Raw genomic sequence first — 10,963 nt, 5'->3', positions numbered from 1 at the left:
CAAGGGCGCGAGCCCCTTGACCCACGACACCTCCACGCTTAACCGCGAATGGCCCTTTAAGGCTGACACGACGTCACAGTAGTTCCTTGTGCAGGTTGGACGCTCTCGATGTCGGTTCCTGCCGTACACGCCGGGAGATGGCTCTCTGCTGACTTGTTCCTCCAAGTCTGAGCCCGAGCCCGTCAGGATCATGAGGCGCACTACAGGCGCGGCCCCTCCTGCGACGCCGTGTTCTGCGGCGGGGTATCGAGCTGCCGGCCAGGTGCCTGGCGGTTCAGCAGCCGGCCCGGATCATGCAGCGAGTCCAGCAGGGCGGTCACGTCCGCGGTATCGGTGATGATCTCGGCGCGTCCGCGCTTGATGAGCTCATGCGGACCCGCACTCGCCGCCGACGTGACCGGGCCAGGGACCGCGCCGACGGCGCGGCTGTGCCGGTGCGCTTCTGTCGCCACCAGCAGCGATCCCGACCGGAAGCCCGCCTCCGGGATCACCGTCGCGCCCGACAGCGCACCCAGCAGACGGGCGCGGGCCATGAACCGCCACCGGGTCGGCGTCGCCCCCGGAGGAGCCTCGCTGGCCAGCACCCCCAGATCACCGATCCGGGCCAGCAGATCAGAGTTGCCGCGCGGATAAGGGCGGTCAACGCCGCCGGCCAGCACCGCGATCGTGCTCCCGCCTGCGGTCAGCGCAGCGCGGTGTGCTGCGGCGTCGATGCCATAGGCGCCACCGGCGACGATCGTGCGCTCGTGGTGCGCGAGATCGCTCGCGAGGTGCCCGGCGACCTGCACGCCGTACTCGCTGGCGGCTCTGGAGCCGGTGATCGTGACCCGATCCGTGAGAGCACCGGAAAGGAGCGATGTCGCCCCACGCGTCCACAGCAGGTACGGGGCGCGGGGGCCGAGGTCGTTGAGCGAGAGCGGCCAGTCCGTATCGGTCGGGATGAGCGTGGATATACCGGCTCGTTCCGCATCCGCGACACGGGCGGGGATGTCGCCCTCAATGCGCGGGGCGACGCGGTTGCGCCAGGCGATCGCATCGGCGCGGTTCATCTCCGGTACTGTGGCCTGGTCGTCTTCGAGCAGCCGCAGCGTCTCGACCCCGCCGACTCGGTGCAGGACGCGGCCGGTGGCCGCGTCGTCGGGCTCGGCGATCATCGACAGCATCATCCGCGCATGCTGCTCACCCTTCGCCTGCTCTGCCAGCTTCGCCATGATCTGTGCCCCTTCCCAGACAGTCACGGGCAAGGTGCACCGCCAGCGACCGAGCACGGCCGACGGGGGCTACCGCGTGTCGTACGTGCGGCGTAGAGTGAGAAGCACAGAGGCAGATTCACCCCTCACCATGTAGGCCCCCTCGGGGCCGTCCTCCGGGACACTCCACACGTACTGCCTCACCACAGTTACGTGCTTGGAGGCATCATGTTCCGACTCATCTGGTTCGCCAGCATCCACATCCGCATCTTCATGCGCCGATGGATGCCGACCAACATCGTGCTCGACAAGGTCCGCACCCGTCACGGCCTCAAGTGGGGCCTCCCGGCAATGCTGCTCGCGATCCCATACTTTTACACCGCGAGCCTGCTGACCGTTATCATCCGTGACGGCGGGCCGGGCTGGCTCAACCTCGTCGTGCTCATCGCGATCTGGTCAGCGTTCAAGATGCTCTGGATCGGCCCCGTCAGCCTGGTCCTGCTCGCCCGCGTGCGCATCCACGAGCACACCGAGCGACGCCAGCGGCGCCAGGCACAGGGCGTCTCCTCCGCCCCGATCATGGCAGGGGGTGCGTCATGACCAAGGCGGTTCTCTACCTGCGCAGCGCGACCGACAGCGAAGCGCAGACCAACCAGCAGGCAGAAGACTGCCGGGAGTATCTGCACGAGCGAGGCCTGACCGAGGACGGCGTCTTCACCGATGCCGGCCACACAGGCCCCGGTCTCGCCCAGCTCCTCGACCCGGCCGCTAAGGGCGAGGTCACCGACGTGATCGTCGCCGAGATATGGCGCCTCGGCCGAGCCCCCGTGGCCAACCTGCGCACCGGCGACGCTCTCGACCGAGCCGGGGTCACCGTCCACGTCGCCACAGGCATCCTCACCGGCCCCGTCCTCGACGACTGCGTGCGAGGGTCGATGTACGAGTTGAGCATCGCCGATGCCCGGCGCATCGACGGCGATGCCGAGACCGAGAAAGACGATCCGCCCTTCGACTAACCACCCGACCTTCCCCGATACACAGTTCGCGCCTGTCACTCACGAAGCGGCAGGCGCGAACCCATGTATGCGGGACGGAAGCCCTGGCCCGTCAGGAGATCGACTCGGACAGCTCCAGCCACCGCTCTTCGAGCTCGGCGACCTCGTCCTCTGCCTGGCGCAGCTCATCGGTATGGCCTTGCAAGCCCTCGTAGTCGCTCTGGTCGTGGTCGGCGAGACGCTGATGGATGCGCTCGATGCTTCCCGACAGCTTCTCCAGCCGGCGCTCGATCGCGCCGATTTCCTTCTGCACCGCCCGGCGCTCCGCACCCGACAACTCCGAAGCCGAAGACGACGCCGCCGTCTTCTCCTCGCTGCTCTGAGCGCTCATCGGCGACGGGGTCACGGCCTGCTGCTCCTGTGCGGCTCGCAGCCGCAGATACTCGTCCACCCCGCCGGGCACGTGCCGCAACCCGCCGTCGAGGATCGCATACTGCTGGTCGGTGACCCGCTCCAGCAGGTAGCGGTCGTGAGAGACCACGATCAACGTGCCAGGCCACGAGTCCAGCAGGTCCTCCAGCGCCGCGAGCATGTCCGCGTCAACATCGTTCGTCGGCTCATCGAGAAGCAGCAGGTTTGGCTCGCTGAGCAGCAGCATCAGCAGTTGCAGCCGCCGCTTCTGCCCGCCGGAGAGGTCATCGACCCGTGCCGAGAGGTGTTCGCGGGCGAAGCCGAGCCGTTCGAGCAGCTGCGCCGGCGTGAGGTCCTTGCCGTCGATCTGGAACGTGGTCTTGGTGCGTGCCAGGACCTCGCGCACCCGGTCGCCGCCGATGTCGGCGAGCTGGGAGAACTGCTGATCGAGGATGCCGACCTGCACCGTCTTGCCTCGCTTGACCCGACCCTCGGTCGGCTCCAGAGTGCCGCAGATCAGCCCGAGCAGTGTGGACTTGCCCGCCCCGTTCGCGCCCAGGATGCCGGTGCGCTCACCCGGAGCGATCCGCCAGGTCACGTCATCGAGAACCTTCCGATCCCCGAAGCTCACGCTCACGTTCTCCAGGTCCACGACCTGCTTGCCCAGCCGGGCCACCGCGACCCGCTGCAGCTCGATGGGGTTGCGCACCGGCGGCACGTCAGCGATCAGCTCGTTGGCCGCGTCGATCCGGAACTTCGGCTTCGACGTGCGCGCCGGAGCGCCTCGCCGCAGCCACGCCAGCTCCTTGCGCATCAGGTTCTGCCGCTTGCTCTCGGCCGCAGCGGCCATCCGATCTCGCTCGACCCGCTGGAGCACGTAGGCGGCGTAGCCGCCCTCGAACGGCTCGACCGTGCCGTCGTGCACCTCCCACGTCTCGGTGCAGACCTCATCGAGGAACCAGCGATCGTGCGTGATGACCAGCAGTCCGCCGCTGTTCTTGGGCCAGCGTCGCTTCATGTGCTCGGCCAGCCAGGCGATGCCCTCAACATCAAGATGGTTCGTAGGCTCATCGAGAGCGATGAGTTCCCAGTCGCCCACCAGCAGGGCAGCGAGGGCCACGCGCCGCCGTTGCCCTCCGCTGAGTCGGCCGATCACCGCATCCCAGGAGATATCCGAGACCAGCCCGCCGATCACATCGCGGATGCGGGCATCGCTGGCCCACTCATGCTCCGGCGCGTCGCCGGCGATCGAGTACCCGACCGTGGCCTCCGGATCGAGGTCGTCACTCTGACCGAGCACGCCGAACCGCACGCCGCCGCGCCGGGTCACCCGACCCGCCTGCGGCTCGATCTGCCCCGAGAGCATCCCCAGCAGGCTCGACTTGCCGTCACCGTTGCGACCGACGATCCCGATCCGGTCGCCCTCCTCGATCCCGACCGAGAGCGAGTCGAAGACCACCCGCGTCGGGTACTCCAAGTGCAGCCCTTCGGCCCCCAGAAGAGGTGTAGCCATCAGCGACCACCCTTCCCGACCAGCGCGGTGCGGCACGGTGCAACCCGCCTCGCACGGGTACGACACCCAGCAACGGGGTGTGACGCTGCCCTGCCACGACGGTAGAATCGAGGCGTCCGGAACGAACAACCCATCGAATTGTTGGGTTCGTCGAGAATGAGCACGTTCGGCTCGTCGAGCAGGATCAGCAGCAGTTGCAGGCGCCGCTTCTGACCACCTGAGAGGTCCTTGACCGGCGCCTGCAACTGCGCCGAGTTGAAGCCGAGCCGCTCGAGCAGCTGCGAGGGCGTGAGCTCGGTGCCGTCGGCGACATAACTCGTTTTCTGCCGCGCGATGACCTCGCGCACGCGGTCGTCGCCGAGCTCGTCGAGTTCGAAAAGCTGCTGGGTCAGCTCGGCAATCTTTACCGTCTTGCCGTGCTTGACGCGGCCCGACGTGGGCGTGATCGCGCCGGTGATGAGANGAGCAGCGTCGACTTGCCGGCACCATTCACGCCGAGGATGCCCGTGCGCTCGCCGGGCGCGATGCGCCAGGTGATGTCGTGGAGCACTTCGCGTTCGCCGAAGCGCACGCCGGCGTCGACGAGGTCGACGACGTCCTTACCGAGCCGGGCCGTCGCGAGCTTCGTCAGCTCGATCGCGTTGCGCACCGGCGGCACATCGGAAATGAGCTCGTTCGCCGCGGCAATGCGGAACTTCGGTTTCGCCGTGCGAGCGGGTGCCCCGCGACGCAGCCACGCGAGCTCCTTGCGCATGAGGTTCTGGCGCTTCTGCTCGACCACGGCAGCCTGCCGGTCTCGCTCGACGCGCTGCAGGATGTACGCCGCGTAGCCACCCTCGAAGGGCTCGATCACGCGGTCGTGCACCTCCCATGTGTCGGTGCTCACCTCGTCGAGGAACCACCGGTCGTGCGTGACGACGACGAGCGCGCCGGCGTTCTTCGTCCACCGTGAGTTGAGGTGCTTCGCGAGCCACGCGACGCCCTCGACGTCGAGGTGNCGTCGGCTCATCGAGCAGCAGGACGTCCCAGTCGCCGATGAGTAGGCCCGCGAGTGCGACGCGGCGCCGCTGACCACCCGAGAGGTCGCCGACCCGCGCATCCCAGTCGAGGTCGCCGACGAGTCCGCGCACAATGTCGCGAATCTTCGCATCCGAGGCCCACTCGTGGTCGTCGAGGTCGCCCACCACGGCGTGCCCCACCGTGAGCGTTTCGTCGACGCGGTCGGCCTGGTCGAGCATCCCGATGGTCGTGCCGCCGCGCACCGTGACCTTGCCAGCGTCGGGTTCGAGCCGACCCGCGAGGATCTTCAGGAACGTCGACTTGCCGTCGCCGTTGCGGCCGACAACACCGATGCGCTGACCCTCGTTGATGCCGATGGTGATGTCGTCGAAGACGACCTTGGTGGGAAATTCGAGGTGGATGCCCTCGGCGCCAAGCAGATGCGCCATCTAGTTCGGCTCCTCGACGCTCATCGCGAGCGACAGCTGGCGCAGCCCACGCTCGATCACCGCGAACTCCTCGTCGGAAATGTCGGCGAGCAGTTCTCGCTCAACCTCGAGGAGTCCTTGAATCGCCGCGTCAACGCGGCGGCCACCATCTTCGGTCATGCGCACGAGCACGCTGCGGCCGTCGGCGGGGTCGTCCTCGCGCACGACGAAGCCGCGCTGCACGAGGCGGTCGATGCGATAGGTCATGGTGCCGCTCGAGACGAGACTGCTCGCGAGTAACTGCTTGGGTGTGAGGGCGTAGGGGGCGCCCGATCGGCGCAGCGCCGAGAGAACGTCGAACTCGGACATCTCGACTCCGGCCTCGGCGAACGAGCGCTTGCGCACGACATCGAGCTGCCTCGCGATGCGCTTGACGCGCGAAAACACCGACAGGGGCGAGAAATCGAGGTCGCCACGAACGCGTGTCCAGTCATCGACAATGTTGTCGACGGCGTCGGTTTCGTGGGAATGCATAGCCTCTAGTATCGCGCAGGACCGCGCGTCCTCGCTGCGTGGCTGCGAACAGCAGTAGTTCACACTGTTTTCGATGACGTGGCAGACTAGGCCCGCACCTTCCTCCTTGGTGTAACGGCAGCACGACGGCCTTTGGAGCCGTTAGGTCCAGGTTCGAATCCTGGGGGAGGAACTCCGTCACCGCAATGGAACATCAGCTCATTGGAGGGGAAGCGCATGCCCGCACAGAACCTGGCCGTCATCATTCTCGCGGCGGGTGCCGGCACCCGCATGAAGTCGAAGACTCCGAAGGTGCTCCATAAGCTCGGCGGAATTCCGCTGCTGGGCCACGTGCTGCGCACCGCGGCGCAGCTTGAGCCGGCCTACACCGTCGCCGTCGTGCGCCACCAGCGCGACCGCGTCGTCGAGGTGATTGGCGAGCTCGCGCCAGACACGCTCATCGCCGACCAGGATGAGGTGGCCGGCACCGGCCGTGCGCTCGAGGCCGGCCTCGAGCAGATTCCCGCCGACTTCGACGGCGACGTCGTCGTGCTCTCGGGTGACGTGCCACTGCTCGACGCCCCGACCGTGCGCCGCCTGCTCGAGGCTCACCGCCTCGACGCGGACCAGCTCACGCTGCTCAGCGCGATCTACGAGAACCCGACCGGCTTCGGCCGCATCGTGCGCGACGCTGACGGCGAGTTTGAGGCGATCGTCGAGCACAAGGACGCGAGCGAGCGCCAGCTCGATATCACCGAGATCAACGCGGGCGTCTACGTATTCACGGCCTCGGCCGCGCGCGACGCGCTTTCGCGCATCGGCCAGGACAACGCACAGGGCGAGAAGTACCTCACCGATGCGGCCTCGCTCATCAAGCACGACGGCGGTCGCATCGCGGCCGTCGCGGTCACTGACCCCTGGCTCGTGCAGGGCATCAACGACCGTGCGCAGCTCGGCGGCACCGCGCGCGAGTACAACCGGCGCATCCTCGAGTATTGGATGCGCGAGGGCGTCACGATCGTCGACCCCGACACGACCATCATCGAGGCCGATGTGACGATCGCCGCCGACGTCGAGATTCAGCCCGGCACGCAGCTGCGCGGGGCGACGAGCATCGGCGAGGATGCCGTGATCGGCCCCGACACGACGCTTATCGACACCGAGGTGGGTGCGGGCGCGACCGTGAAGCGCACGGATGCGACGCTCGCGGTCATCGGCGCGGGCGCCACGGTCGGCCCCTGGAGCTACCTGCGGCCGAACTCGGTCGTCGGCGACGGCGCGAAGGTCGGCACGTTCGTCGAGACGAAAAACGCGACGCTGCACGACGGAGCAAAGGTGCCGCACCTCTCGTACGTGGGGGATGCGGAGATCGGCTCGGGCTCCAACCTCGGCGCCGGCACGATCACCGCGAACTACGACGGCGTAAACAAGCACCGCACCGTGGTGGGCCGCGACGTGAAGATCGGCTCCGACAACGTGCTCATCGCACCGGTAGAGGTTGGCGACGGCGCGTACTCGGGTGCCGGGACGACAATCCGCAAGGACGTCCCGGCCGGCGCGCTCGCCCTGAATGTCGCACCGCAGCGCAATCTCGAAGGCTGGGTCGCGAAGCACCGTCCGGGCTCAGCTTCGGCCAAGTCGGCCGCCGCTGCGGGCGCGAGCTCGCCCGTCGAGTCGGATTCGAGCGCCGAAGCAGAGTAGTCTTGGTTCTCGTTCGTGCCCGACAACGAGAAAAGGCGGTATTTGGTGTCCGGCATTGTTAACCCTGGTGAAAAGCGACTTGTTCTGATTTCAGGGCGAGCGCACCCGCAGCTAGCGGACGAAGTCGCCAAGGAGCTTGGCACCGAGGTCCTCGAGACGGAAGCACGCACCTTCGCCAANCGGCGAGATCTACGCGCGCTACGGCGAATCGGTGCGTGGCGCCGACGCCTTTGTGATTCAGTCGCACGGTGAGCCCATCAACGAGTGGGTCATGGAGCAGCTGATCATGGTCGATGCGCTCAAGCGCGCCTCGGCGAAGCGCATCACCGTCGTCGTGCCGTACTACCCGTACTCGCGTCAGGACAAGAAGGGCCGTGGTCGCGAGCCGATCTCGGCTCGTCTCATCGCCGACCTCTTCAAGACCGCCGGCGCCGACCGCATCATGTCGGTCGACCTGCACGCGTCGCAGATCCAGGGCTTCTTCGACGGCCCGGTCGATCACCTCTTCGCGATGCCGGTGCTCATGAAGTACTTCAAGGACAAGCTCGGCGGCGTCGACAACCTCACGGTCGTCTCGCCCGACATGGGCCGCGTGCGCGTCGCCGACCGCTGGGCCGACGAGCTCGGATCGCCGCTCGCGATCATTCACAAGCGTCGCGATCCGAAGGTCGCCAACCAGGTGACGGTGCACGACATCGTTGGTGACGTGAAGGGTCGCACCTGCCTCATGGTCGACGACCTCATCGACACCGGTGGCACGATCCAGAAGGCAGCGGAGGCGCTGAAGTCGCACGGGGCCGAGCGCGTCGTCGTCGCGGCCACGCACGCGGTCTTCTCGGGACCCGCGGTCGAGCGACTTCAGGACCCGGCGATCGACGAGGTCGTCGTCACCGACACCCTGCCGATGCCCGAGCACAAGCTCTTCCCGAAGCTCACCGTGCTGCCGATCGCACCGCTGCTCGGCCGCGCAATCCACGAGGTGTTTGAGGACGGGTCGGTGACGTCGATGTTCGACGGCGCCGCCTAGGCCGTACCAGGTTCTCCGACGAAGCGCCGGGCCCAATCGGGCCCGGCGCTTCGTCGTTCTTCGTCACATCGTCACACGGAGTCATAACCCAACTAGAAGCGTGGAAGAACCCCTAGTTTGGTTGGCATGCCGATCCCGTTCTCCTACGAGCTCTTCCCGCCGCGCTCCGCTTCGGTCGCGGCGCGGATGCCGGAGATCGCGCGGACGCTCGGCGAAACGCATCCGGACTTCATCTCGGTGACCTTCGGGGCCGGTGGCTCGTCGCGCGACGCGTCGCTCGACGTGCTCCAGCTCATCCGCGATGAGACGACGGCGCGCCCGCTGGCGCACCTCACCTGCGTCGGCTCGTCAATGGACGAGGCGAGCGAACTCATTGGCGAGTTTCTCGACCACGGCATCCTCGACTTTCTTGCCCTGCGCGGCGACCCGCCCGCGGGGTGCAGCGAGGCCGACGACTTTCTCGGCGACCTCCGCACCGGCGCCGAACTCGCCCAGCTCATCGAGGGCGTGCGCCAGCAGCACCTGCCGCGCGAGCTCGGCCCGATCGCCGGACGCTGGCACGTGCGCACCCCGCAGCTCGGCATCACGGCCGTCGCGGCGTACCCGAACGGCCACCCGCAGTCGCGCTCGATCGAGCAGGACTACGACACGCTGCTCGCCAAGGAAGCCGCGGGCGCGACGCTTGCGATCACGCAGCTGTTCTTCGAGGTCGACGACTACGTCGCCTTCGTCGAGGGAGCCCGCGCGCACGGCGTGACCATGCCCATCCGCCCCGGCATCATGGCGATCACCTCGCTGCCGCGACTCGAGCGAATGTCGCAGCTCGCGGGGGAGGAGGTGCCAGATCGCTGGCGCCGTTCACTCGCGGCCTGCCGCAGTGACGAAGCCCGCCGCGAGCTCGGCATTGCCCACGCCACCGGCATGTGTCACGACCTCATCGACTATGGCGAGGCGGGCCTCCACATCTACAGCCACAATCGCATCGACGAACCGCTCGAGCTCCTACGCCGAGTTGGCCTCGTTGACCGCACCGAGACCGCGCCTCACGCGCGGCGAGTGACGTCGGCGGCCTAGCCGCCCACGAAAGGAAACCATGACCATCGAATTCCCCGCCGGCACCGTGCTCGGCTACCCCCGCATCGGCCGCCACCGCGAGCTCAAGCGCGCCCTCGAGTCGTACTGGAACGGTGTCAGCGATGCCGCCGCGCTCGCCGAAGCCCGCGCCGGGGTGCGGGCCGCCGCACGCTCGGCCCTCGAGGCCGCCGGGCTCAGCCGTGACAATGCTTCGATTCCCGAGGCCGACGCGAGCTACGACCACGTGCTCGACACGCTGGTCACCGTCGGCGCCGTGCCCGCGCGCTTTGCCGACGTCGCTGAGCTTGAGGACCAGGACCTCACCTTCGTGCTCGCCCGCGGCGACGCCGAGCACCCGGCACTCGAGATGACGAAGTGGTTCGACACGAACTACCACTACCTCGTGCCCGAGATCGGCCCCGAGACGACGTTCTCCTACCGCAGCCACGAGCGCGCTGACCAGGTGCGTGAGGCGATCGCTGCCGGCTACTCGACCCGCCCGACGCTGGTCGGCCCCGTGACCTTCCTGGCGCTCGCGAAGCCGAGCGACGATGCGCCGGCGGGCTTCGCTCCGCTCGACCGCCTCGACGAGGTACTCGACACCTACGTCGAGGTGCTCGCCGACCTGCGTGCGGCTGGCGCGCAGTGGGTGCAGCTCGACGAGTCAGCCCTCGTGAGCGAGGTGCTCGGTGTCTCGCAGACCGAGCTGGTGGATGCGGCGGCGCGGGCCTACGAGCGCCTCGCGCAGGCGGAGCCCCGCCCCGCCCTGTTCGTGCAGACAAGCTACGCGGCCTTGCCGGCTGCGGTCTTCGGTGCGCTGGCGAAGGCTGGCGTCGAGGCGATCGGCATCGACCTCGTGCGGGGCGCGGCCCCCACCAACGTCGCCGAATTCCCCGGTGTGCGCGTCGTCGCCGGCGTCATCGACGGTCACAACATTTGGCGGGGCGACCTCGCCGCCGCCTTCGACAAGCTCACCGTGCTCGCCGAGCGCGGTGTGCTCGTGAGTGCGAGCACCTCGACCTCGCTCATTCACGTGCCGCACACCCTCGTGGACGAGACGGAGCTCGACGCGCAACTGCGCAACTGGCTCGCTTTCGCGGACGAGAAGTCGC

7 protein-coding genes, 1 tRNA gene and 3 pseudogenes are annotated in these 10,963 nt (G+C 67.9%); 7 read left to right on the top strand and 4 right to left on the bottom strand.

What is annotated here, in order from left to right; translation table 11 throughout:
- Positions 1-200: 200 nt before the first annotated feature.
- Positions 201-1,211: a DNA-processing protein DprA gene (locus ID132_RS01095; RefSeq protein ID WP_040560576.1), complete on the bottom strand. Its 1,011-nt coding sequence runs from the start codon at positions 1,209-1,211 to the stop codon at positions 201-203.
- Positions 1,212-1,418: 207 nt separating this feature from the next.
- Between ID132_RS01095 and ID132_RS01090 the strand changes: the two genes are divergently transcribed.
- Positions 1,419-1,790, top strand: a complete 372-nt coding sequence (locus ID132_RS01090; RefSeq protein ID WP_006214184.1) for a hypothetical protein — start codon at positions 1,419-1,421, stop codon at positions 1,788-1,790.
- Positions 1,787-2,206 (top strand): recombinase family protein, encoded by a 420-nt coding sequence (locus tag ID132_RS01085; protein WP_006214186.1) that lies wholly within the window; start codon positions 1,787-1,789, stop codon positions 2,204-2,206. The genes ID132_RS01090 and ID132_RS01085 overlap by 4 nt, the downstream gene beginning before the upstream one ends.
- A 91-nt stretch (positions 2,207-2,297) precedes the next feature.
- Here the strand turns inward: ID132_RS01085 and ID132_RS01080 are convergent, their stop codons facing one another.
- The 3 genes and pseudogenes from ID132_RS01080 to ID132_RS01070 form a co-directional block, all read right to left on the bottom strand.
- On the bottom strand, positions 2,298-4,109 hold the full coding sequence (locus ID132_RS01080; RefSeq protein WP_063250535.1) for an ABC-F family ATP-binding cassette domain-containing protein: 1,812 nt from the start codon (positions 4,107-4,109) through the stop codon (positions 2,298-2,300).
- Between the two features lie 131 nt (positions 4,110-4,240).
- Positions 4,241-5,557: pseudogene (locus ID132_RS01075) on the bottom strand (ABC-F family ATP-binding cassette domain-containing protein); the annotation flags it as partial.
- Positions 5,558-6,070, bottom strand: a complete 513-nt coding sequence (locus ID132_RS01070) for a MarR family winged helix-turn-helix transcriptional regulator (RefSeq protein ID WP_193127651.1) — start codon at positions 6,068-6,070, stop codon at positions 5,558-5,560. It lies immediately after the preceding pseudogene.
- A gap of 100 nt (positions 6,071-6,170) precedes the next feature.
- Between ID132_RS01070 and ID132_RS01065 the strand changes: the two genes are divergently transcribed.
- The 5 genes and pseudogenes from ID132_RS01065 to ID132_RS13280 form a co-directional block, all read left to right on the top strand.
- Positions 6,171-6,242, top strand: a tRNA-Gln gene (locus ID132_RS01065).
- A 44-nt stretch (positions 6,243-6,286) separates the two neighbouring features.
- Positions 6,287-7,750, top strand: coding sequence for a bifunctional UDP-N-acetylglucosamine diphosphorylase/glucosamine-1-phosphate N-acetyltransferase GlmU (gene glmU / locus ID132_RS01060; protein WP_193127650.1), 1,464 nt, complete (start codon positions 6,287-6,289; stop codon positions 7,748-7,750).
- A 45-nt stretch (positions 7,751-7,795) separates the two neighbouring features.
- Positions 7,796-8,777: pseudogene (locus ID132_RS01055) on the top strand (ribose-phosphate diphosphokinase).
- A 126-nt stretch (positions 8,778-8,903) separates the two neighbouring features.
- Positions 8,904-9,851 (top strand): methylenetetrahydrofolate reductase, encoded by a 948-nt coding sequence (locus ID132_RS01050; RefSeq protein ID WP_193127649.1) that lies wholly within the window; start codon positions 8,904-8,906, stop codon positions 9,849-9,851.
- Between the two features lie 19 nt (positions 9,852-9,870).
- Positions 9,871-10,963, top strand: a pseudogene (locus tag ID132_RS13280) (5-methyltetrahydropteroyltriglutamate--homocysteine S-methyltransferase); the annotation flags it as partial.

The sequence above is a fragment of the Gulosibacter sediminis genome (assembly GCF_014904065.1).
Classification (GTDB): Bacteria; Actinomycetota; Actinomycetes; order Actinomycetales; family Microbacteriaceae; genus Gulosibacter; species Gulosibacter sediminis.
The sequence above is the reverse complement of the archived record's forward strand: the minus strand, read 5'-3'. Positions and strand labels throughout refer to the sequence as shown.

Excerpts from the sequence above, each read along its gene's own strand:
- ID132_RS01050 (WP_193127649.1), top strand. The coding sequence starts at position 8,904 with ATGCCGATCCCGTTCTCCTACGAGCTCTTCCCGCCGCGCTCCGCTTCG.
- ID132_RS01070 (WP_193127651.1), bottom strand. The coding sequence starts at position 6,070 with ATGCATTCCCACGAAACCGACGCCGTCGACAACATTGTCGATGACTGG.
- glmU (WP_193127650.1), top strand. The coding sequence starts at position 6,287 with ATGCCCGCACAGAACCTGGCCGTCATCATTCTCGCGGCGGGTGCCGGC.
- ID132_RS01080 (WP_063250535.1), bottom strand. The coding sequence starts at position 4,109 with ATGGCTACACCTCTTCTGGGGGCCGAAGGGCTGCACTTGGAGTACCCG.
- ID132_RS01085 (WP_006214186.1), top strand. The coding sequence starts at position 1,787 with ATGACCAAGGCGGTTCTCTACCTGCGCAGCGCGACCGACAGCGAAGCG.
- ID132_RS01090 (WP_006214184.1), top strand. The coding sequence starts at position 1,419 with ATGTTCCGACTCATCTGGTTCGCCAGCATCCACATCCGCATCTTCATG.
- ID132_RS01095 (WP_040560576.1), bottom strand. The coding sequence starts at position 1,211 with ATGGCGAAGCTGGCAGAGCAGGCGAAGGGTGAGCAGCATGCGCGGATG.